Below are 23274 nucleotides of genomic sequence, written 5' to 3'. Positions count from 1 at the left end.
TTATAAATATAAAAAATACCTCATATTCTAACCAGTTTATTATTCCCAGATAAACTTTAAATATCAGTCTTAATGATTTTATTGTTTCTAACTGAAATTCTAAGAGTTTAATATCTTTATTAGAACATCAATAGTAGCTTTAAAAATGTATTATTATTATTATTATTATTATTATTGAGGCATTGCAATATTGCGGTCCATATTGAAACCAATTGCTGGTCCTCCTTGATTATTAAAAATTTCAACAGAGGAAGAACCAAATGAAAGATTAAATGTATCAAAATGATTTCCTTCAAAAGTTACAACACCAGAAGCAGGCATAATGAAAGAATCTGTATCACTTTCTAGAAACATTTCATCTTCTAAGCCATTCCAGCTTGTATTAATATTTGAACTAATCTCTACTATATTAACCCATGCATTGCCTTTGCCCACACCCTGTGTTGTCAAATTTACAGTAACCGTCGATCCAGCAGGTGCAGTATAAACACCCGTTGTTGGATCAAATGTAACTGAGGGTGCCGGTTGTGGTTTAACAATTACATCCACTTCAGCAAAATTTTGACTACCTAAATTATCAGTTGCTGTAAGTCTAAATGTATAGGTGCCTGCAATCAAACCCGTTATTGAAGTTGATTCAGCAGAAGGTGTTACAATTGTAGCTATACCTCCACTTATTTTAGTCCAAGCGTAAGTTGATATTCCGTCTGCATCAGTAGCAGATCCTACCAACATCACAGAATTTGTTGGTAGTGTAATTGTTTGATTTGAACCAGCATTAACAGTTGGTAAAGTTATTGGTGCAGGATTAACAATAACTTCTACTTCTGCGAAGTTTTCACTTCCTAAATTATCGGTTGCTGTAAGTCTAAAGATATAAGCACCTGCAACCAAACTCGTTATTGAAGTTGATGCATCAGAAGGTGTTACAATTGTAGCTATACCTCCATTTATTTTAGTCCAAGCGTAAGTTGATATTCCATCTGCATCAGTAGCAGATCCTGCCAACATCACTGAGTTTGTTGGTAATGTAATTGTTTGATTTGAACCAGCATTAACGGTTGGTAAAGTTATAGGCGCAGGATTAACAATAACTTCTACTTCTGCGAAGTTTTCACTTCCTAAATTATCGGTTGCTGTAAGTCTAAAGATATAAGTCCCTTCCAGCAAACCTGTAACTAAAGTTGACGCTGCAGTTGGCGTAACAATTGTAGATCCGCCTCCACTTATCTTAGTCCATGTGTAAGTAGCTATTCCATCCGAATCGGTAGCAGATCCTGTTAACGTGACTGAGTTTGTAGGTAATGTAATTATCTGATTTATACCAACTGTAACATTTGGTAATGTTACAGTAATAGCCTCCACGGTTATGTTTGACGTAGCTGTTTTATTTCCATCATCTGTAGTTACCGTAATAATTGCTGTTCCAACTCCAACTCCAGTTACTACGCCGCTTGCATCAACAATTGCTACAGTTATATCATCTGAACTCCAAGTTACATCTTTATCAGTAGCATTTGCAGGTAAAATAATTTCGTTTAACATTGTTGTATTTCCTTCTGTTATCATTATCGATAATGGATCAACACTAACACTTGTTACGGGAATAGGAGGAGTATTTACAGTAATTAAAGAATTGGCGAAAAAATTACCATCTTCAGTAGTAATTGTAATAATAGCGGATCCCACACCTACTCCTGTCACCAGGCCTGTGGCATTCACTGTTGCTAAGGATGTGTTACTAGAAGACCAAGTCACATTTTGATTCGTTGCATTAGTAGGAGCAATAGTTCCTGTTAATGTAGTGGTACTTCCATTTGTAATGGTTATCGCTGTTGGAGAAATAGAAACACTAGTTACAGCTATAGAATCATCTTCTACAGTTACTAAAGAAGTAGCTGTAAATCCGCCATCTTGAGTGGTTACCGTAATTTTGGCTTCTCCAACACCTACGCTAGTAACTACTCCGCTAGTATTCACAGTAGCCACACTAGTATTATCAGAACTCCAAGTTACATTTTGGTTCGTTGCATTAGCAGGAGCAATAGTTCCTGTTAATGTTGTGGTACTTCCATTTGTAATGGTGATTGATGTTGGAGAAATAGAAACACTTGTCACAGCTATAGCAGCAGCTTCTACAGTTACTAAAGAAGTTGCTGTAAATCCACCATCTTCAGTGGTTACTGTAATTTTGGCTTCTCCTACTCCTACACTAGTTACTAATCCACTAGCATTGACAGTAGCCACGCTAGTATTATCCGAACTCCATGTTACATTTTGATTCGTTGCATTAGCAGGAGCAATAGTTTCCGTTAATGTTGTGGTGCTTCCATTCGTAATGGTTATCGCTGTTGGATCAACCGTTATTCCCGTAACAGCAAAGGTTGCCGTTTGAACGGTTATAGCCGAAGTAGCTGTAAATCCGCCATCTTCCGTGGTTACTGTAATTTTGGCTTCTCCAACACCTACACTAGTTACTAATCCACTAGTATTGACAGTAGCCACACTAGTATTATCAGAACTCCAAGTTACATTTTGATTCGTTGCATTAGCAGGAGCAATAGTTTCATTTAATGTTGTGGTACTTCCATTGGTAATGGTGATCGCTGTTGGATCAACCGTTATTCCCGTAACAGCAAAAGTTGCCGCTTGAACGGTTATGGTAGAGGTTGCCGTAAATCCTCCATCTTCAGTGGTTACTGTGATTGTTGCAGTTCCTATTGCATTTCCTGTTACTACACCCGTAGCACTCACGGATGCAATAGCATCATCACTAGAGCTCCATGTCACATTTTGATTGGTAGCATTAGCAGGAGCAATAGTTTCATTTAATGTTGTGGTACTTCCATTCGTAATGGTTATCGCTGTTGGATCAACCGTTATTCCCGTAACAGCAAAAGTTGCCGCTTGAACGGTTATGGTAGAGGTTGCCGTAAATCCTCCATCTTCCGTAGCTACTGTGATTGTTGCAGTTCCTATGGCGTTTCCTGTTACTACACCCGTAGCACTCACGGATGCAATAGCATCATCACTAGAAGACCATGTTACATTTTGATTCGTTGCATTAGCAGGAGCGATAGTTTCATTTAATGTTGTGGTACTGCCATTCGTAATGGTTATCGCTGTTGGATCAACCGTTATGCCTGTTACAGCAAAAGTTGCCGCTTGAACGGTTATGGTAGAGGTTGCTGTAAAGTCGCCATCTTCCGAAGTTACTGTAATAGTTGCAGTTCCTATGGCATTTCCTGTTACCACACCCGTAGCACTTACGGATGCAATAGCATCATCACTAGAGCTCCATGTTACATTTTGATTCGTTGCATTAGCAGGAGCAATAGTTTCATTTAATGTTGTGGTACTTCCATTCGTGATGGTTATCGCTGTTGGATCAACCGTTATTCCCGTAACAGCAAAGGTTGCCGCTTGAACGGTTATAGCCGAAGTAGCTGTAAATCCGCCATCTTCCGTAGTTACTGTAATAGTTGCAGTTCCTATTGCATTTCCTGTTACTATACCCGTAGCACTTACGGATGCGATAGCATCATCACTAGAGCTCCATGTTACATTTTGATTGGTAGCATTTGTAGGAGTAGTTGCAGCACTTAAATTTTCTGTTTCCCCTATATTAATAGTTACAGGATTTGGAGCTATCGCTACACTAGCTACAGAAATATTACTACTACAATTCACAGTATAAGCTTGTATGGTTTCATCTTGAGCGGTAACGGTATAAATTACAGGATTCGAAAAATCTTGATTTATTTCTGATTCAGGCGAAATACTTGCTCCAGTATGTATAATTATAGGAGCTAAGGCTGTTAAATCAGTTCCTTCAGGAAGTACCACATCGATAGTAGTTCCTGTGATAGTCCCTGCTATTCCATTTACTATAAATGAAGTAATTTCTTTTTCAGTAGAAAGTTTATCAACCACTTCAAAACTAACGGTAGCTATTAATTCTTGTTCGTTACTATCTCTTAATAAGAACTCAATCGTTGTAACCCCTAATTCATTAGAGATATATTCTAATTGATAGGTTCCTGGTGCAATGCTTACAAAATCATTCACCGCAATAGTATTGCTTTCAGGAGCCGCGGTATATAAATTCCCTGAGCCTTCAGAGAACGAATAATTTCTTTGGTAGGTTGCTCCTGTTATTGCCGCTTCATTTCCTAAGGTCACTGTAATACTTTGAGAACTTCCTAGTAGTACTGGCCCCGTAGGTCCTTCGGCTGTCCACGTAACTGGAATATTCGTAATGGTATAGGTAAGGGTAATTTCTTCTGTAAAACCAAAAGTATCTGATGCGGTAAAAGTTACCGAATGATCTCCTATCGAAGTTGGAATATAATCTAATGAAGCAGAAAGTGGATTAAAAGAAACTTTTTCTCCTTCTTGAATTATAGTTCCGTCAACAGCTTCAAAATACCCCGCTCCAGAATTTATTTTATACGAAAAAGAATAACTAAGATCTTCTAATAATTCCTCAGGAGTCACCGTCAAGAAAGTCGCTAATGGATTATTAATAAATCCATCAACCTCATGTTCCTCTGTAATTTCAAATTCTACTTCTGTGTATAAGCCTACCTCTTTGGTACAGGCTATGATTAAAGCTAGTAGAGCAATTGAGGCTAGTATATATTTAGTTGTGATTTTCATATAATATACTTATCGTGGAATAGTAATATTCAAATTTATGGACAAGCTGCAAATCCAGTATTAATTAAAAAACTAACTGTTTTCGTTTGATCTGGTAATACAAGGTTTGTAGAGACTATAAATTCAAATTCTATATCGTTACATTCAGTAAAAGGTCCCTGAAGTATACCAGATGTAGTTCCCGAATTAACAATAAAACTACTGCCGACAATATGATCTTGATTATCATACTCAATAAAAGTAATATTAGCGAGACCAGATCTATCTTCATAACGCATAGTAAATTCTATTCCCTGTGCTATTGCCGCGGCATTTGGTATTATTCTAAAAGTTATATCTTGCGTAAAAGTCGTTACTGGATCAGGAATTGGGTCAATACTAAATGTATAGCCAGGCTCTTGAACCGGTTCCAAAACTATTTCTACGGTATCAAATCCAGTACCTCCTAGGTCATCTGTAACAGTTAATACAACATCATATGGCCCTGGATCATCAAAAGTATGTGATGTAGCAGTTGGACTTGTATTATTTATTATATTTCCTGTCGATCCAATATCACCAAAATTCCATTCATAATTTTCAATGGTTCCGTCAGTATCATTAGAACTTGCTACATTAAAAGTTACCGTTCTAGGGTAATCTGTTGTTGGAATCAAAATTCTATCTGTTATTTCTACAGTAGGGTTTTGATTTGGCACTACATTAATATCTATGGTAGCCATTGTAGTAGCTCCATCTTCATCTTCAATCGTATAGTCAAATCTATCATTCCCAGTAGTCGCGTTATAAAGTATAGATTGCCCTCCAGGAGCAATTGTTGCGCTACCATTTATAGGTGTATCTACCGCTATAATAGTTAAAACGGTTCCATCAGCATCACTATCATTATTAAGAACATCTAATGTATTATTTGAGGAATTTTCAATTACTGTAAATATATCCGCCTGGGCTATTGGCGCTTCGTTAACAGGAGCTGCTAAATTCACCGTAACCGTATAGACTTGAGTACTTCCATCAGCAGCAGTAACCGTATAACCCACAGAACTAGAAAAGTCTTGTGCTACTCCAGAAGCAGGATCGATTGTGTTCCCTTCATGCACTATATTAGGACTTAATGCGGTAACATCTGTTCCTGCAGGAAGTGTAATGGTAAATGCTGTTGCAGGATCGTTCACCGTTTCTCCATCCATAGTAAATGAGGTAATGTCTTTATCACTGCTAAGAGCTGGTGCTAAACTCACCGTAACGGTATACGTTTTAGTAGTCCCATCTGCTGCGGTAACAGTATATTCTACAGGACTTGTAAAGTTTTGTGCTACAGCCGAAGCAGGATTTACAGAAGCACCAGTATGGGTTAAAGTAGGGCTTAATGCTGTAACATCCGTTCCTGCGGGAAGCGTAATCGTAAATGCTGATACAGGATTATTCACGACTTCTCCATCAATTGTAAAAGTAGTAATGTTTTTCTCATCACTAAGGGCTAGGGCTAAACTGACTGTAACTGTATACACTTGTGTAGTGCCATCAGCAGCAGTAACCGTATACTCAACAGGACTTGTAAAATTTTGGATTACTCCCGAATCGGGATTGATTGAGCTTCCTTCATGCATTATAGTAGGACTTAATGTGGTAACATCTGTTCCTGCAGGGAGGGTAATTGTAAATGCTGTTACAGGATTGTTCACCACTACTCCGTCAATAGTAAATGTGGTGATATCTTTATCACTACTAAGAGTTGGAGCTAAACTTACTGTAACGGTATACACTTGAGTAGTTCCATCAGCAGCGGTAACCGTATACTCAACAGGACTTGTAAAATCTTTGGCTACACCTGATGCAGGATTGATTGAGATCCCTTCATGCACTATAGTGGGACTTAATGCGGTAACATCTGTTCCTGCTGGTAAGGTTACGGAAATATTGGTTCCTGTAATAATTCCATCAACTCCATCAATTGCAAAATCAGTGATATCTTTGGCTTCATTTCCTTCGACAGTTAACGTAACAGTATATTCTTGTATCGTTTGATCTTGAGCCGTAACAGTATAACTTACTGGATTCGTAAAGTCTTGACTTGTTTCTGATTCTGGTGAGATACTTGCTCCTGTATGAATAATAACTGGTGACAATGTAGTTAAGTCAGTTCCTTCAGGAAGTTCTATAGTAATATCCGTTCCAACTATGGTACCTTCTACTCCATTTACTATAAATGAAGTAATTTCTTTTACGGTAGAAAGCTCATTAACCACTTCAAAACTTATGGTTTGAACTATTTCTTGTCCGTTTGAATCTTTCAATAAAAACTCTAAAGTTGTTTGTCCTAATTCTGTAGCTACATAGGTTAAGGCATACGTTCCAGGTGTAATACTAACAAATTCATTCAAAATTTCACTCGTTCCACTAGGAGAAGATGTTATTGTACCTGTTCCTTGAGTAAAAGAATAATTTCGTTCATACGTAACTCCTGCGCCTGTAGTTTCACTTCCTAAAGTAACCGTAATATCTTGTGAGCTACCTAAAAGTACTTGGCCTGTGGGTCCTGTGGCCGTCCAAGAAACAGGAACATCACTAATAACATAAGATGCAGTAACCTGCTCCTGAAAGCCAAAAGTATCTTCAGCGGTAAAAGTAATTGAGTGATCGCCTATTTTTGTGGCAATATAATTTAGTGAGGCTGATAATGGATTCAAACCTATTTTATCTCCTTGTGCAATAGTAGCCCCGGATTCATCTTGAAAATACCCTTCACCTGTATTAATTTTATAAGAATAGGAATAAGAATACCCTTCCACGAGTTCCTCTGGCGTAACCGTAATAGAAGTAGCTAGCGGTGTATTAATAAAGCCATCTGCCACATGAGTTTCTGAAATTTCAAATTCCACTTCAGTATAAAGTCCAACGTCTTTGGTACAGGCTATGATTAAAGCTAGTATTGCTAAAAATCCGAATGTATATTTGTAGGTTTTTTTCATGGGTGTTTATATTATTTCAATATTTAAATTATTGAAAAGGATGGTTTATATTTAGGTTGATACGCTGTAAAATAATTATGGACACAAACCATCACAATAGGTGAAAAATAAAGTTCTAGTTTTTTCAATTCCGCTAATCATTTCAATAACCCTAAATGTAACAGTAACTTCATTGTTAAATAATAAATCTGTAAAGGGTCCTATAACAGGAGTCGTAGTCATAGGAATATTAATAACTTCTCTATAGGTTGATCCATTTATCTTTAAGGTTGCTTTTCCTGTTTCCATGGTCATAATATAATTTCCTCCATCTAAAGCAGCATTAGGATTTATACTAAAATATAATTCAATTGGACCTCCTTTTGTATGACCATCTATAGGTTGTGGTTGGTAAGTGTTAGCTGTAAAAGTAAAATCTGGCGCTAATGGTTCTTCTAGAGTAATTCGAACAGTATCAGACCCTGTAGCTCCGAGATTATCAGTGACTGTTAAAACGATATTATAGGTGCCAGCACTATTGAAAGTATGTGAGGTAGCGTTTGAATCTGTATTGTTTATTATATTTCCTGTAGAACTAGGATCACCAAAATTCCATTCATAATTTTCAATGGTTCCATCAGTGTCATTTGAATTAGCCACCGCAAAACTTATCGTTTTAGGAAAATTCCCATTAGGTATTAAAATTAAATCGTCAATTTCTACTGTAGGATTTTCATTTGGAACTACATTAACATCAATGGTACCCATAGTAGTAGCTCCATCTTCATCTTCAATGGTATAGTCAAATCTATCATTTCCTGTGGTAGCCGTATATAATATTGATTGTCCTCCAGGTGCAATCGTTGCGCTACCATTTATAGGTGTTTCTAGAGCTACAATAGTTAAAACAGTTCCATCAGGATCACTATCATTATCAAGAACATCTAATGTGTTATTTGGAGAATTTTCTATTACTGTAAAGTTGTCATCAATAGCTACAGGATCTATGTTAACAGCAGCTGAAATAATAGCCGTAACAGTATATGTTTTAGTCGTAGTATCTGCTGCGGTAACAGTGTATTCTACAGGATTTGTAAAATCTTGAGCTACTCCTGTATTTGGATTTACTGTATTTCCATTATCATTTATAGCAGGCGTTAAACTGCTTACATCTGTTCCTGCAGGAAGTGTCACCGTAATTGTTGTTCCGGAAATAACACCAGCAACTCCATCAATACTAAATGATGTAATATCCTTCGTATCACTAAGGGTAGGCATAATAACCGTTACCGAGTATTCTTGAGTATCTAAGTTAGCAGCTGTCACCGTATAAGTAATCGGGTTTGTAAAATCTTGAGCTATTCCAGTATCTGGATTTACCGTATTACCAGTATGAATTATAGCAGGCGTTAGACTACTTACATCTGTTCCTGCAGGAAGTGTTACGGTAATTGTTGTTCCTGAAATGACGCCAGCAACTCCATCAATACTAAATGATGTAATGTTATTATCACTACTAAGAGCTGGGGCTAAACTCACCGTAACAGTATACACTTTAGTAGTTCCATCTGCTGCGGTAACGGTATACTCCACAGGGCTTGTAAAGTCTTGCGCTACTCCAGAAGTAGGGTTTACAGAAGCACCAGTATGAGTTACCGTAGAACTTAATGAGGTAACATCTGTTCCTGCTGGTAAGGTTACGGAAATATTGGTTCCTGTAATAATTCCATCAACACCATCAATTGCAAAATCAGTGATATCTTTGGCTTCATTTCCTTCGACAGTTAAAGTAACGGTATATTCTTGTATCGTTTGATCTTGAGCAGCAACGGTATAGATTACAGGATTCGAAAAATCTTGACTTGTTTCTGATTCTGGCGAAATACTTGCTCCTGTGTGTGTAATTACTGGTGCTAAGGCTGTTACATCTGTTCCTTCTGGAAGAACAACATCGATGGTAGTTCCACTAATAGTACCTACTACTCCGTTTACTATAAAGGAAGTAATTTCTTTTTCTGTAGAAAGTTCATCTACAACTTCAAAACTTACGGTTTGGACTATTTCTTGTCCGTTTGAATCTTTCAATAAAAACTCTAGCGTGGTCTGCCCTAATTCGGTAGATACATATTCTAAAGCATATGCCCCTGGTGTAATACTAACAAATTCATTTAAAGTTTCGCTTGTTCCTCTTGGAGAAGAAGTTATTGTACCTGTTCCTTCTGTAAAGGAATAATTCCGTTCATACGTAACTCCTGTTGCAGTAGTTTCATTCCCTAAAGTAACAGAGATATCTTGTGATGTACCTAATAAAACTTGTCCCGTAGGTCCTGTAGCAGTCCAAGAAACAGGAACATCACTGATAGTGTAAGATGCAGTAACCTGCTCCTGAAAACCAAAAGTATCTTCTGCGGTAAAAGTGATGGAGTGATCTCCTATTTTTGTAGCAATATAATTTAATGTCGCTGATAATGGATTCAAACCAATCTTATCTCCTTCGGGAATAGTATTTCCCGTTTCATCTTGAAAATATCCCTCGCCTGTATTAATCTTATACGAAAAGGAATACGAATATCCTTCCACTAGTTCTTCTGGTGTAACGGTAATAGAAGTCGCTAGCGGTGTATTGATAAAACCATTTGCCACATGAGTTTCTGAAATTTCAAATTCTACTTCAGTGTATAGTCCCACTTCTTTGGTACACGCAATGATGACTGCTAAAATAGCAATTAAACCTAATATATATTTAGTTGTGATTTTCATTTTTTTTTTTAATCTTGTGGCATCGAAAGGCCCATTGCCAGAGAGAAATACATCGTAGGTCCTTCATTATTATTAATAGTTACATATGATTCTGAACTACCTAATATCTCTAAATGATTACCAGTAAAAAAAACAACACCCGATAAGGGCATAATAAAATCTCCTTCCTCAATTTCAACAAAAGCCTCACCTTCGTTTTCGTTCCAAGCTGTATTAAGAGATAAAGTATGTACGTCTACACTAGCGTTACCCTTTTCCGAACCTTCCGAATATAAAATAACAGTAACTATAGAACCTGCAGGAGCAGTATATTCTCCTGTGGCAAGATCAAACGTGACTGAAGTTATGGGTTGTGGATTGACAATCACTTCCACTTCAGCGAAGTTTTCGCTACCTAAATTATCAGTTGCCGTAAGCCTAAAGGTGTAAGTGCCTTCCAATAAATCGTTTACAGAAGTTGTCGCTGCAGTTGGTGTAACAATTGTAGCTGCACCTCCACTTGTTTTAGTCCAAGAATAATTTGATATTCCGTCTGCATCAGTAGCAGATCCTGCCAATATCACTGAGTTTGCTGGTAACGTAATTATTTGATTAGCACCAGCATTAACTGTTGGTAAAATTATTGACTGAGGAGAAACAATAACTGTTCTTGTTACTTCCGTAGCATCATTACCTGCCGCATCTGTAACATTGTAAGTAACTGTATAAGTACCTGCAACATTAGGGTCGACAGGATCAATAACATTGATTCCACTGGTAATATCGCCATCTATATCATCTAAAGCAGTAGCACCTGCATCACTGTATGTATCTCCGACTGTCAAGGAAATAGACGCAGGTCCGTTTCTGGTAATTACAGGAGCGGTTGTGTCTGGAGCAGGAGAAACAATAACTGTTCTTGTCACTTCTGTAGCATCATTACCTGCTGCATCAGAAACATTATAAGTTACTGTATAAGTGCCTGCTATATTAGGATCTACAAGATCAACACTTGAGATGTCACCTGTGATATCGCCATCTATATCATCTAAAGCAGTAGCACCTGCATCACTGTATGTATCTCCGACTGTCAAGGAAATAGACGCAGGTCCGTTTCTGGTAATTATTGGAGCGGTTGTGTCTGGAGCATCAGAAACTATAACTGTTCTCGTAACTTCCGTAGCTTCATTACCTGCTGCATCCGTTACATTATAAGTAACTGTATAAGTGCCAGCTACATTAGTATCTACTAGATCAACAATTGAAATATCACTTGTGATATCTCCATCAACATCATCATTTGCGGTAGCTCCTTGATCGGTATACGTATCTCCAACTGTTATGGTAATATCATCGCCTATTAAAATAATTACAGGTTTAGTACTATCTTCTTCTTGACTAGTAATTGTCACTGTTCTAGTCACTGGTACGGCATCGTTCCCAGCTGCATCTGTTACATTATACGTTAGGATATAGGTGTCAGGAACACTTGTATCTACAGGGTTAACAATAACAATATTATTGGTAATATCACCATCCAAATTGTCCGTAGCTGTAGCTCCTTGATCGGTATATGTTTCACCTACCGCTAAAGAAATATCACCTCCAATTAAAGTAATTACTGGAGCAGTAGTATCAAGTTCATCAACCACCTCAAAGCTTACCGTTTGGACAATTTCTTGTCCGTTTGAATCTCTTAACAAAAATTCTAAAGTTGTTTGTCCTATTTCGGTAGCTACATAGGTTAGTGTAAACGTACCTGGAGTAATGCTAACAAATTCATTTAAAGTCTCACTTGGTTCACTTGGAGAAGAAGTTATAGTACCTGTTCCCCGTGTAAAGGAATAATTACGTTCATAGGTAACTCCTGTAGCTGTAGTTTCACCTAAAATAACTGTAATATCTTGTGAGCTACCTAAAAGTACTTGTCCTGAAGGTCCTGTGGCCGTCCAAGTTACAGGAACATCACTGATAGTGTAAGATGCAGTAACCTGCTCCTGAAAACCAAAAGTATCTTCAGCCGTAAAAGTGATGGAGTGATCTCCTATTTTTGTGGCTATATAGTTTAATGCCGTTGATAATGGACTCAAACCAATCTTATCTCCTTCGGGAATAGTAGTTCCCGCTTCATCTTGAAAATATCCTTCGCCTGAATTAATTTTATAGGAATACGAATAGGAATATCCTTCTACCAGTTCTTCTGGCGTAACGGTTATTGAAGTCGCTAAAGGTGTATTTATGAATCCGTCTGCTTCGTGCGTTTCGCTAATTTCAAATTCTACTTCTGTATAGAGTCCCACTTCTTTTGTACATGCAATGATGACTGCTAATGATACTAAAAATGTAAAAATATACCTGTAGTTTAACTTCATAAATTGGATTTACCTAAAAAAGTAGTAACGGATTCCTATTCCGGTAAAGTTTGTAAACTGACCAAAATCACTATTCATATGGTAGAACTCTGAAGTTTTAGCTACCACAGACAATCGGTTGCTAATAATAACATCTATTTCTGCTCCTACTGTTGCTCCGTAGATTAACTTACTTTGTCCATCTAAAAAAACAATATTTGAAAACGCATTATTTCCTCCATTAACTAATTCATAACCAGTTAATAATCCCGCACCAATGCTTAGTACTTTATATCTTCTTGCAGTAGCATAAAGTGTTGTAAAATACGAATAGGAAACGGTATAACTTGAATACGGAATAGAGACCTCTCCTGACGTATAACTTGATAACGAAACATCTAATGCTATCTGCGTAAAGGAGTATTCATCTAAATTTGTATTAAAGGTCATTTCGCCTCCATATCCTTCTCCAAACTTCCCGATTGTACCCATTACGGAATTAGAAAAAGCCTGTGCGTGAATAAAATTTGATACTAATAATATAACTAGCAATAAAAAATATTTCATTTAGATAATAAGTTTAAATATTTGTAATCTAAGGGAAGAAGTACGAATCTAGAACTATCAATTTCGTCTAGAACAATTTCTAAAATTTGATTTGTTTCTAAAGAGAATTTTTTAAAAACGTATACAATTTCATTGTCACTTTCTCTATCAATAATTTTTTGCAAATTAAAGGTATGAACGGGTTCCAAAATTAGAGGATTGTTATCCCGCTGACTTTCTTTTATGAAAAAACTAAGATCGTTAACATTGTAATCTTTCTTAGAAGTATTCTCTAAAGAAAGCATAAAATATATTTCATCACGATCTACTAGAATATTATTCAATCGAACGATAATTTTTTTATTCTGACGAAAACTTCTTTTTAAAATACTTTTTTGAAGGTAATTGTTTTCACAAAAAATGCGGTAATATTCTTCTCTATCAGAATTATACAAATCACTTTCAGAATTAGCGTATTCAATAGGATCTTCTTTTGGTTTATTTAAAAGGCTATTTGAAACATCTGGAATTGGATCAATCTTATCTGGGGCAGTATTTACTAAAGTTGTAATAGGTGATTCTATAGGACCTGGTGTTGTAGTTACTTTCGGTGGCATAATTTTGTCACCAGAAGGTGTTTGTGTTATAGGATTTTCAACAGCTTTAGGTATTTTACTACCAAGCGCTTGATTTTCATTTATAATATAGTTATACTTATCTAGTTTTTCTGAATAATTAACGAGTATTGAAAATATTTTTCCGTCGGTAGTAATAACAGTCATGTTACTAGCTGGTCCTTTTCTAGCTTTTAAGGTACCTAGCATTTTGCCTTGATCCATCTCAAATTTATAATTACTTGCAGGAGGAATAACTTTGTCAATACTTAAAGGAAAAAATAGCGTAACTGTGGTAAACTCATTAGCTTCTATAGTTAATGTCTTAGCAGTATCCTGAGCAGAAATGCTGCACATAATTAAAAATACTATTAAAAAAAAGTAGTTTTTCTTCATAAGTAGGATTTTCGTAAAACAACAATGCCTTCTAACTAACGGTTTATTACAAGATTTAATATACAAAAGTACAGTTTTGATTAAAAATATTGGCTATTTTCTCAAAAATCAAAAACGTAAAGATAATTAAATGAATATAATGGTCGAAATATATTAGCCCAAATACAAATAATATGTCAAAAACCCTGCATTAACTGCTGTGATTAAGATGGGCAAACTCTTGCAAAAGACAGTTTTTTAAGAATAGCAAAAATACCTTATTAATTTTAGTAAGGCTTTTCTGTAAATAGTAAACTACCATTTACATTTAGAATGCTTAAAATTTTGCACTCTTGTTTTTAAATTTTAAAAAAATATAACAGATTAAGATTGATGACAGAATAATTGAAAATAAAAAAAATAACCATGCCAAGCCTTTTCCATACTCAGAATTATAGTTTCTCAAAATTAGTATGATGCTACTATATACAATTAATAAAATAAAATTTATAATACAGAATTTTCGATTACACTCTTTAGTCAATAGAATTAAGAATAACACAGCAATAAGAACAAATGTCACATAAAAATTATCTTCGGTCATTAGCGGATGAGTTTATGTCGTGGGAATAAAATTTTTATTATAATCGGCCTATATGAATCTATTTAATAAAAGCACGATACATAATATGTTGCTTTCTAATTTTTAGTTGAATGCTATCGTTTGTATGGTCTTTATAAAAATAGTCAACTACATACTCTTCAAATAATTGACTTCCTTTCTTATTAAAAGTAATGTCATATACCTGAATTATACTGTCATATATTCGTACAAATGTATCAAAACGTTATCTAAGAAATTCTTGATAATTTTGTGAAATCGAATCCGTTCTTGAAAATAGAAATTTATGAAATGTGATTCATTTATATTAATAGTATCAAATTTTGATTTATAAATCAAATATCCTTTTAGAGTATCTTTTAGATTTAACTTGTCAGGAATTTATAATGCATATTACTTGATTCGCCCAACACTTCAAAAGTCTTAGTATCTAGTATGCCAAATGTTTTCGTTATTTTATTCTTTTTTTTCTGAACAACTTAATGTTCATATTATTAGTATTAAATTAATAATCGCACTGCTTTAATGTGTCATAAGCCGAAGCTCTGTTTTAAATAGCCCTATTTCCTTTGAACTGGGATTAAAAATTTATTCTTTAAAACAATTTTGGTGTCATTATGTTCAACTACTGTAATTGAAATATTATTTTCTTTTTTTTTTTTGATAGGTGTTATTTTGTAGGTTACTTGATTACTTAAGGCATCAATTTTTTCTAAACCAAGGCCTATTACACTAAAATTTTCTAATTCTATATTTTTAATCATAAAAGTAACCTTAGTAGTTTCCCCTTCTATGAAGTACATCTTATCGTTTTCAAGTTTTAGTTCTACAGATTTGTCTTTTTGATTAAAAGAATATACTTCCGCCGGCTGTTTTAAACTTCTATTGCAACCTAAAATTAAAATAGTAAGTACACATAGAGAATAAATATTTAAATTTTTCATTATTGAATTTTAACTAATTTGACGGATACAGAATCTAATTCGGGATAAAGTTCTTTTGCTAAATTAATTTCAAATTTTACAGCATTCATTCCGTGAGGATCATAAGCGGGACCACCATAAGGTGTGTTATCTTTCCAATATTGCACTCTAAATATTGTATCTCTAATTATACTATCTTGCGTTTCTAATAACTGACCATTATCAGTGCTTGAATTAAAAATACTATCTCTAGCTATCTCTTTGTTTATAATTCGTGAGTTGTGGTTTTTGTTTTTATGCATTTTGGTTATTTTATCAACTCTTTCGATGGTCCCAGTAGTTGTTTGAACTCCCTTTATTATTTGATTGAGTAAATTGAGTTCATGAGCCCAAGACTTTAAACTTGTACCACCACCATTCCACCAACCAGCTACTTCATCTCCTTGATAAGAAGTGTAAATTTTTCCATTAACTCCTCTATGCCGTCCTTCGTTACCATTTCTCTTGGGTCCATAAACGTAATCACCACTCTGTATCCTATCAAACCAATCCCACCTCGCCTCAGGCCATGGGTTTTTAAAGCTTACATCGATAGGTTTAGTCCACCAACTCCCAGTATTGTCTAAATTTGAATTTAGCTTATTTTTCTTTGATTTATCAATGCCATGACCAGTGTATCCATCTAACCTATTATAACGATCAGTTCGCCAAGGATTACTTGGATTTGAATTTTGCTTTAACTTGAATTCTTGCTTTTTCAAACTTTTATTCAATCCATTTGCAACCTTATTTCTCAGCGCTTTGGCTTCGTCATTATCAATAGAAGTCGCAGTTGTATTATCCTTTCTTAAGATTCTTTTTAACTTCAGACGTCTTTTTGCTTGTTCCAAATTTGACATGGAAAAAATATTAAATTAATTTTTTAAATTATAAAAAACATGTAATTTATTTACTCTCCCCAACTATTTTCAAATGTCATGTCACCAATTGTAATGGTAGTAGCAGAGATTACAATCGTTTTCTGCATAGGCACATCATCTATAGCGTCAAATTCTTCCTCAAGACTTACACAAAATGCTTGGGTAAAGGTTACTTCTTGTAAACGTGATAATGCATCGCGCTTATAAAATATGATAGCCCCATCTTTGGTTTGTTCTGGTTCCATCATCCAATGAAAAAGATCAGATTTTCCTTGAGATTCTATAGTAATCATTATTTGACCACCTCTTGGTTTTCCCGAAGGTTTACCGGTATGATCCATGGGTTGTTCAAAATTATAGTTACAATGTAATACATTGTATTCTTGACCATCTACAATTAATTTTGCTAAAAAAGACATAGGTTATGTTATTAATATAATTATCAAAGGTTAATGTACGTTCTAATATAGTAGTATCAAAAAAAAGTCGATAAATTACATCGATTTATTTCTCAAAAGACAACACCTCTAAAACAAGAATGCCTTAGAGGTGTTGGTATACGTACTAAAATTGCATTTTATTGTTGTTCGTAATCTGTATCCCATTCAGATCCTTCATCTCCTTTTTGACCATCCATTTTAATCAAAAAGTTTTTAGCAGGAAAATAAGGCTTAAGACGTACATCTAGTAATATACGGTCTAATTGATTTGGATCTTGTTCGAATTTTTTAATTTCAAAATTCTCGATCAATTTATCAGGACCCGTAATTCCGTCTAAGAATTGTACTATTTGTTTGTGAATTTCATTTCTAGTTTTAGCATTGAAATTTTCAAAAGCTCTACGGTTAAGAAAATCCATCAATACTTTTGTTACATAATCAAAAACACGTACTACAGAATAAGTTTGTAATCCTAAGTTATCACCATTAAATAATGTCTTAGCAGAGAAAGCCATTACTTTACCATATTCATTTACCATAGGAACAAGTCCAAGGTTTTCTAAATTGGCAATTTCACCTTTCCTAAGATCAAAAGCTACCCCATCTACCTCGCTAAGTCCACCGTGTTTTTTACCAGCGGTTACTTGAGACATTAATGTTCTGTATATTTTACCGGCTAATGCTCCTGAAGGGGCTACGTGTAGATCTTCTTCCTCTCCTACTTCAGCATGTTTACCTCTACCTACTAACCAATTACAAGTCATTATTGTATTAGACAAATACATATCACCACTAGCTAGGTTGGCACTTTCAAACATTTCCATAACATCATCTGGCTCATCTAAATGTGCAAAATCTGTTACCAAGGTAACTTTGTTTTCATGTGCTAATTTTGCCCATTTATCAACTACAGATTTTGACCCTAAATACCCTGGAAGCACCATTAAAGAATAATTTTCTCTTAAATCTAATCTATCGTATTTAGAAACTAATTCTTCTCTAATATGATCAAAGAAACGCGTGTTGTCTAAATCTGTTAACTGATCTAATTCTGCATTAACTATAGAGACATTTTTTAACGAAGGTAAGTCTGTATTTTTATAGAAAAGCGCTACTGAACGGTAAGAAGATTCTAATTCTTCAGACTCATGAAGTGCTTGTTTAATATTTTTATTTAAAAGTTCTAAAGATTGTTTAGACTTATCATCTGCAGATTGTACTTGATCTAAGATATCATCACCAGATTTTAATGTTTCAGACCAAAGCTCAAGAATTTTTTGTAATGCTAATCGCTCTGTTTTCTTCCCATTTTCTGTTAAGAACATTTTTCTTCTAGCCTTACGTTCAGGGTTTAGATTCTGTACATCATCTATAGCTGATTCTAATAAATCAAATCCACCAAACTTGGCTAACCCGTCTGATTTTTCTTTAATTTGATCTATAAAAGGTTTATCACTTAAGTGTGACTCTTGATTGTTTTGTGAAGTATTCGCCATAATTGCTTTTCGTAATTATTTAGTGTTTTTAATTTCATTAATCAATGCATCAATAGTATCTATTAACGCTCCTTTAGCTTCAGGATCTTGTAATGCAGATTTTAGAATTTTATTAGTCTTTAATTGCTTAATGATTTTTTTATATTGATCACTTTCAATTTCTAATTCTTTTAAGAAAACACTATTATTGGTAATTCCTTTTTTTCCGAAATCGCCTAAATTTTTGAATTTTATAGTCTCGTTAATCGTTCCACCATTTTTATCTTCAAAAGGAACTTTTAATTCTGGTCTAAAATGTTCAAAAATATCTTCTACAGTTCTCAAACCTTCTATTACTTCTGGCTTAATTGGTGTGTTCGGAGTTAATTTACCTGCAATTAAAGTTCTGTTTTGTGGAATTTCATTTAGAGCTTCACTTGCATCGCCTTTAACATCATTAGCACCTATTCCAAAATTACTAGCCATATTATATATTTTTTAAGTTGGTTAAATTTAATCAAAAAAAGTTATTTACAATAGTTATATAGAAGATAAACGTAAAAAGGAGGCATTTAAGTATGCCTCCTTTTAGAAATTATGTAATTTTTATGAGATTATACCCACTCGTTGATGTGCTCACCGCCACCAGCTGATAATTCTTTTGCAGAAATAGTAAAAGTTTCTGTTAAAGGATTTTGACCAGAAGACTCGAAGTTCTCTCTGTACTTGATTAAGTAACCTTCTTTGAAGTTTACTTCTTTTAAGGTAGCATCATTGTCTCTTTTTACGAAAACAATAGTTCCATCTTTTCTCTCGAAATTATTTGTCATCCATTCGAAAAAACCTGTTTCTCCGTTAGACTCAACTGTTAAGTTGATACGACCACCTCTTGTTACAGAAGAAGGTCTTCCTGTTGGATCTACTTCTTGATTTAAATCGTAAGAACAATGTAAGATGTTAAATTCTTTTCCTGCTACTTTTAATCTTGCTTTGAAAGCCATAATAATTTGTTTTGTGGCAAATACTGCCTAGTTTATATAACGTCACATAAGGACATCGTAAATATAAAAACTATTTCTCAAAGTAGAAAATAAACTCGATGAACTGCACTGCAATGGCTTAAAAAATAACTTCTTACCTTATTATATAGATACATCTTAAAAATTCTTAGAAAACAGTCCTTTTTTAATTTTCATTTCAATAGTCATACTGTTTATTTTTCCAGTTTTCTGATCTTTTTTAAGTTTCAAAGATTTAACATCCATTTTCTGATCTCTAATAAATTTAAATAGCTCACTAACTTCGCGTCTTTTTCCTGATTCGTTAAAAACCGGAATACTGTTGTACGTAAAATATTCACGAATTGCTCTATCATCAATTCTTCGTTCAGAATACCCAACTAACATTTGTAGAATTTCATCTGAAGAAACATTTATTTTTTTAACTGCAGGAGGAGCTTCTACGGCTGGTACTGTAATTTTTGAATTTGTTTTTAATGAATCTGGAATAAGAGCATCTATAGTTTTTTGTATAGGATCTTCCTTTATATGCGACTTTATAACAGTACGCTGCCCTCTTTTATCTAAAACCGTTATTTTTCTTCTAGATTCATGTAACCTATCTCCATTTACGACCAATAAAATTGTTTTTTCTCCCGGAGATTTAAAAGTATATTTAACTTCTTTATCTGTTCCATCAATATATAACGATTCTCCAAAACTCCATTGCCATGATTCTGCAAATGTTGCATCACTTGAAAAAACAACCTCCTCACCTACTTTTACATTGATAGGTAAATTTATATTCGGAATTAATTCCGGAGAAATTAATTCTTTTTTCTTGGAGATTTTAATTTCCTTAACCACATTACATTGGCCATTTACTTTAAGTGCAATTTTATAAGTACCTGGAATTTTAAATTGATGTGCAACATTAGATTGATATTTAGTACTAGTTTTGTCGCCAAAATCCCACTCCCATTCAACACCAGAATCGTCAATGCTATTAAATTCAATCAAATCTTCTGTAGTAAATGAGTTAGATATAATCTTAAAATCTGGATTCCCACAGTCTACTTTACTGTTGATTTTAAAAGATACCATTATTAATCCTACAAGAAATAATACTAAAAAAGTTAGAAATACGTTTCGGTCAAAGTGGGTTTTTATATTATTACTTTTCATTTTGAATAGGGTATAGAAATTATTAAACGCTTATATTTATCCTTTAAAATAACATTTTTTTACTATGAAACTAAAACTGATGTTTTTAATTCTTATTGTGCAATATACAAATGGTTGCAAAAACACCTACAAAGGTGTTGATCAAATGTACTATAAAAATCAAATAGATGAAGCACGAAGGTTAAAAGAAAAAGAAGCTCTTGTTGTTAAAGTTCCTGAAAAAGTTGCTACTACACAATACCTTACTTATGAAGAAAAAGAAGAATTTGCTAAAGCTTTAAAGATTCCTGTAGAAGAACTAGAAAATGAAAAATTATATGGAAAAATAAAAGATTGGTTTGGAGTTCCTTATTTATGGGGTGGTACTACAAAAAGAGGTGTAGATTGTTCTGCTTTTGTACAACATGTGTATGAAGTTGTTTATGATAAAGAATTGCCTAGAACTTCTCAACAACAATTTGATGCTAATTTAGATGTTGCCTTTAAAAGTCAGGGGATTTTAAAAAATGGAGATCTAATCTTTTTTAGACTTCGTCATAAAGAAAAAGTAATATCTCATGTAGGTATTTATTTGCAAAACGGAATGTTTTTAGGTTCTAACTCCCCTCGAGGAGTAGAAATTGCTAATTTAAAAGATGCGTATTGGCAAGATAAGTATGTTTCTTCAGCTAGAGCTTTATTAAAATAATTTGATGGAAAAAAATATACTAAAAGAAGTTCAAGATCATTTTAATGATTTAAACTTTGACATTAAAGCGGAAACTTTTGCGGCAGGCATTACAGAATTTTCAGAAGTTACCTATAGCTATTCCGACTATTTTCAAAGGAGATATAGTCCAGATGTTTCTGGCATCAGAGAAGACGATGTTTATAAGGAGAATGTAGTTGTTCACCTAAGTCGTCGTGGCTTTTATAATATTTTTCCGGAGCGTTTTTTCCATAAAACCGTTGGTAGTACTGGGTTTGTGAATGAAATGGTGAATGCCTATAAAAACAGAAAAGTAGAACAAGAAAAGGCACAATCCTTTTTTAGTCCGCTAGAGGAAGAATTTTTTCTACACAGAGTAGAAGTAGAACGAGAAGAAGATCGTATTTTTGAATCGTTAGGAAATTCTGAGTTAGTTTATTTCTTGTCAGACTTATGGGAAATAAATGCTAATATTCCGCATGAGATGGCAGGAAAAATTTTAAAATCAATTCCTTTCATGCATAAGATTGCAGGAAATTTAACGTTAATACAGCAAGTACTAGAAACCATTACACAAGAGAATTTAACCATAACTAAAACATATACCACCATCCCGAACACTCATGAACATAATGACACCCTACAATTAGGTGTAAATTTGGCCACTGCAACTAGTGGTGCGTCTTATTTACCTAAGTATACTTTTACGATTAATAATATTAAAAAACCCGAAAATATATATGACTATTTACCACAAGGAAAAATTATTTTAGTAATGAATTATTTTTTAGATCACACCATGCCTTTTGAAAGTGATTTTGAAATTGATTTTACTTTGCCTCAGAAAAAACAAAATTTTACACTGAGTGATTCCATCTTTGCGGGACGTCTCGGAATATCTTCTACAATATAATTTTCATGATAAAACGTTATTTAAAAACATTAATAAGCTTTGAGGCATTGATGCCTTTTATGATTATTGTGGTCATCACAGTACTCATACTTACCTTATTTGCTTCAAAAACACCTGGATTTAAAAAACAACGGAAGAAGTTTTACCTCTATTTGTTATCAGGGATTGTCGTTATGGGTATTTTCACCTGTATTGTTTATAACTTAAAACAAACAGGGGTATTATTGCGATTTTTCTCCATGCTTAGTTTCTCTTTCTTTCTAGGAGGCTTACATGTCTATTTTATTCGTTATTTCTTTGATAAATTTGAAATTGAAAACAAATTTAAAGAATTACTCGTTGCAGTTGTTACAGGCTTGGTCATGGTCGTACCTATTATTATGATTGCTTCTTATTTTCAGGATCTAAAATATTTAGGGTATTATTTTTTAATCATAACAACTTTTGTAGTTCCTTCTGCTTTTTATGCGTTGTTTAACTACTCCATTAGCGTTCCTGTAAAACTGTACTCTAAATGGTATTATCCATTAGGAAATAAATATGAATCGCCTAAACATTACGAGTTAAACAATATGATTGTTTTAAACTTTATGTTTTATAAAAATACCAAGGAAACACACTTAACAAGTTTTAAAGCTAAAGCTCCAAAAGATATGGATTTTGGGAGGTTATTTTTCTTCTTTATTAATGATTACAACAGTAAAAAAACAACTACTAAAATAGAACTTTTAGAAGATTCTGGTGATCCATTTGGATGGTATTTTCAGACAAAACCTAAATGGTTTGGAGCATCAAAACATATAAATTCATCACTAACCGTAGAACAAAACAATCTAAATGATGGCGACACCGTAGTGTGCCAACGTATATAATAT

The 23274-nt window shown here is 34.1% G+C and carries 16 protein-coding genes; 3 read left to right on the top strand and 13 right to left on the bottom strand.

Annotation, left to right across the window (positions count from 1 at the left end; genetic code table 11):
- Positions 1 to 171 precede the first annotated feature (171 nt).
- The 13 genes from CELAL_RS21685 to CELAL_RS18655 form a co-directional block, all read right to left on the bottom strand.
- The gene (locus CELAL_RS21685) at positions 172 to 4659 is read right to left on the bottom strand and encodes a beta strand repeat-containing protein (protein ID WP_013552460.1); all 4488 of its coding nucleotides are present in this window, start codon (positions 4657 to 4659) and stop codon (positions 172 to 174) included.
- A gap of 35 nt (positions 4660 to 4694) precedes the next feature.
- Positions 4695 to 7631: an Ig-like domain-containing protein gene (locus CELAL_RS21680; protein WP_013552459.1), complete on the bottom strand. Its 2937-nt coding sequence runs from the start codon at positions 7629 to 7631 to the stop codon at positions 4695 to 4697.
- A 75-nt stretch (positions 7632 to 7706) separates the two neighbouring features.
- Positions 7707 to 10370, bottom strand: a complete 2664-nt coding sequence (locus tag CELAL_RS18705) for a DUF5018 domain-containing protein (RefSeq protein WP_013552458.1) — start codon at positions 10368 to 10370, stop codon at positions 7707 to 7709.
- Between the two features lie 8 nt (positions 10371 to 10378).
- Positions 10379 to 12721, bottom strand: coding sequence for a DUF5011 domain-containing protein (locus CELAL_RS21675; protein ID WP_013552457.1), 2343 nt, complete (start codon positions 12719 to 12721; stop codon positions 10379 to 10381).
- 9 nt (positions 12722 to 12730) lie between these two features.
- Positions 12731 to 13267, bottom strand: coding sequence for a conjugal transfer protein TraO (locus CELAL_RS18695; RefSeq protein ID WP_013552456.1), 537 nt, complete (start codon positions 13265 to 13267; stop codon positions 12731 to 12733).
- A complete protein-coding gene (locus tag CELAL_RS18690) occupies positions 13264 to 14256 on the bottom strand; it encodes a DUF4138 domain-containing protein (RefSeq protein WP_013552455.1) in 993 nt (330 codons plus the stop codon). Before CELAL_RS18690 ends, CELAL_RS18695 begins: the two co-directional genes overlap by 4 nt.
- A 1161-nt stretch (positions 14257 to 15417) precedes the next feature.
- A complete protein-coding gene (locus tag CELAL_RS18685; protein ID WP_013552453.1) occupies positions 15418 to 15801 on the bottom strand; it encodes a hypothetical protein in 384 nt (127 codons plus the stop codon).
- A complete protein-coding gene (locus tag CELAL_RS18680) occupies positions 15801 to 16679 on the bottom strand; it encodes a hypothetical protein (protein WP_013552452.1) in 879 nt (292 codons plus the stop codon). Before CELAL_RS18680 ends, CELAL_RS18685 begins: the two co-directional genes overlap by 1 nt.
- Before the next feature lie 50 nt (positions 16680 to 16729).
- Positions 16730 to 17119, bottom strand: coding sequence for a type VI secretion system tube protein TssD (gene tssD / locus CELAL_RS18675; protein ID WP_013552451.1), 390 nt, complete (start codon positions 17117 to 17119; stop codon positions 16730 to 16732).
- A gap of 158 nt (positions 17120 to 17277) precedes the next feature.
- Positions 17278 to 18636: a DUF5458 family protein gene (locus tag CELAL_RS18670; protein WP_013552450.1), complete on the bottom strand. Its 1359-nt coding sequence runs from the start codon at positions 18634 to 18636 to the stop codon at positions 17278 to 17280.
- Positions 18637 to 18651: 15 nt separating this feature from the next.
- Positions 18652 to 19101 (bottom strand): hypothetical protein, encoded by a 450-nt coding sequence (locus tag CELAL_RS18665; RefSeq protein WP_013552449.1) that lies wholly within the window; start codon positions 19099 to 19101, stop codon positions 18652 to 18654.
- 128 nt (positions 19102 to 19229) lie between these two features.
- Positions 19230 to 19616 (bottom strand): type VI secretion system tube protein TssD, encoded by a 387-nt coding sequence (tssD, locus tag CELAL_RS18660; RefSeq protein ID WP_013552448.1) that lies wholly within the window; start codon positions 19614 to 19616, stop codon positions 19230 to 19232.
- Between the two features lie 156 nt (positions 19617 to 19772).
- Positions 19773 to 20798 carry a PKD domain-containing protein gene (locus CELAL_RS18655; RefSeq protein WP_013552447.1) on the bottom strand — a complete coding sequence of 342 codons (1026 nt, stop codon included), beginning with the start codon at positions 20796 to 20798 and terminating at the stop codon, positions 19773 to 19775.
- Positions 20799 to 20862: 64 nt separating this feature from the next.
- Here CELAL_RS18655 and CELAL_RS21670 point away from each other — a divergent pair, with 64 nt between their 5' ends.
- The 3 genes from CELAL_RS21670 to CELAL_RS18640 are packed head-to-tail and all read left to right on the top strand — an operon-like array spanning position 20863 to position 23271.
- Positions 20863 to 21486 carry a C40 family peptidase gene (locus CELAL_RS21670; protein WP_013552446.1) on the top strand — a complete coding sequence of 208 codons (624 nt, stop codon included), beginning with the start codon at positions 20863 to 20865 and terminating at the stop codon, positions 21484 to 21486.
- 4 nt (positions 21487 to 21490) lie between these two features.
- A complete protein-coding gene (locus CELAL_RS18645) occupies positions 21491 to 22399 on the top strand; it encodes a hypothetical protein (protein WP_013552445.1) in 909 nt (302 codons plus the stop codon).
- A gap of 5 nt (positions 22400 to 22404) precedes the next feature.
- Positions 22405 to 23271: a TssN family type VI secretion system protein gene (locus CELAL_RS18640; protein ID WP_041557815.1), complete on the top strand. Its 867-nt coding sequence runs from the start codon at positions 22405 to 22407 to the stop codon at positions 23269 to 23271.
- Positions 23272 to 23274: the final 3 nt, after the last annotated feature.

The organism is Cellulophaga algicola DSM 14237 (genome assembly GCF_000186265.1).
GTDB classification, from domain to species: Bacteria; Bacteroidota; Bacteroidia; order Flavobacteriales; family Flavobacteriaceae; genus Cellulophaga; species Cellulophaga algicola.
This window is presented reverse-complemented; position numbering and strand designations above follow the sequence as displayed.

What these genes read in the sequence shown, in the direction of transcription:
- CELAL_RS18690 (WP_013552455.1), bottom strand. Translation starts at nt 14,256, where the DNA reads ATGAAGAAAAACTACTTTTTTTTAATAGTATTTTTAATTATGTGCAGC.
- CELAL_RS18685 (WP_013552453.1), bottom strand. Translation starts at nt 15,801, where the DNA reads ATGAAAAATTTAAATATTTATTCTCTATGTGTACTTACTATTTTAATT.
- CELAL_RS18665 (WP_013552449.1), bottom strand. Translation starts at nt 19,101, where the DNA reads ATGGCTAGTAATTTTGGAATAGGTGCTAATGATGTTAAAGGCGATGCA.
- CELAL_RS18680 (WP_013552452.1), bottom strand. Translation starts at nt 16,679, where the DNA reads ATGTCAAATTTGGAACAAGCAAAAAGACGTCTGAAGTTAAAAAGAATC.
- CELAL_RS21680 (WP_013552459.1), bottom strand. Translation starts at nt 7,631, where the DNA reads ATGAAAAAAACCTACAAATATACATTCGGATTTTTAGCAATACTAGCT.
- CELAL_RS21675 (WP_013552457.1), bottom strand. Translation starts at nt 12,721, where the DNA reads ATGAAGTTAAACTACAGGTATATTTTTACATTTTTAGTATCATTAGCA.
- CELAL_RS18655 (WP_013552447.1), bottom strand. Translation starts at nt 20,798, where the DNA reads ATGAAAAGTAATAATATAAAAACCCACTTTGACCGAAACGTATTTCTA.
- tssD (WP_013552448.1), bottom strand. Translation starts at nt 19,616, where the DNA reads ATGGCTTTCAAAGCAAGATTAAAAGTAGCAGGAAAAGAATTTAACATC.
- CELAL_RS18670 (WP_013552450.1), bottom strand. Translation starts at nt 18,636, where the DNA reads ATGGCGAATACTTCACAAAACAATCAAGAGTCACACTTAAGTGATAAA.
- CELAL_RS18705 (WP_013552458.1), bottom strand. Translation starts at nt 10,370, where the DNA reads ATGAAAATCACAACTAAATATATATTAGGTTTAATTGCTATTTTAGCA.
- CELAL_RS18645 (WP_013552445.1), top strand. Translation starts at nt 21,491, where the DNA reads ATGGAAAAAAATATACTAAAAGAAGTTCAAGATCATTTTAATGATTTA.
- CELAL_RS18695 (WP_013552456.1), bottom strand. Translation starts at nt 13,267, where the DNA reads ATGAAATATTTTTTATTGCTAGTTATATTATTAGTATCAAATTTTATT.
- CELAL_RS21670 (WP_013552446.1), top strand. Translation starts at nt 20,863, where the DNA reads ATGAAACTAAAACTGATGTTTTTAATTCTTATTGTGCAATATACAAAT.
- CELAL_RS21685 (WP_013552460.1), bottom strand. Translation starts at nt 4,659, where the DNA reads ATGAAAATCACAACTAAATATATACTAGCCTCAATTGCTCTACTAGCT.
- CELAL_RS18640 (WP_041557815.1), top strand. Translation starts at nt 22,405, where the DNA reads ATGATAAAACGTTATTTAAAAACATTAATAAGCTTTGAGGCATTGATG.
- tssD (WP_013552451.1), bottom strand. Translation starts at nt 17,119, where the DNA reads ATGTCTTTTTTAGCAAAATTAATTGTAGATGGTCAAGAATACAATGTA.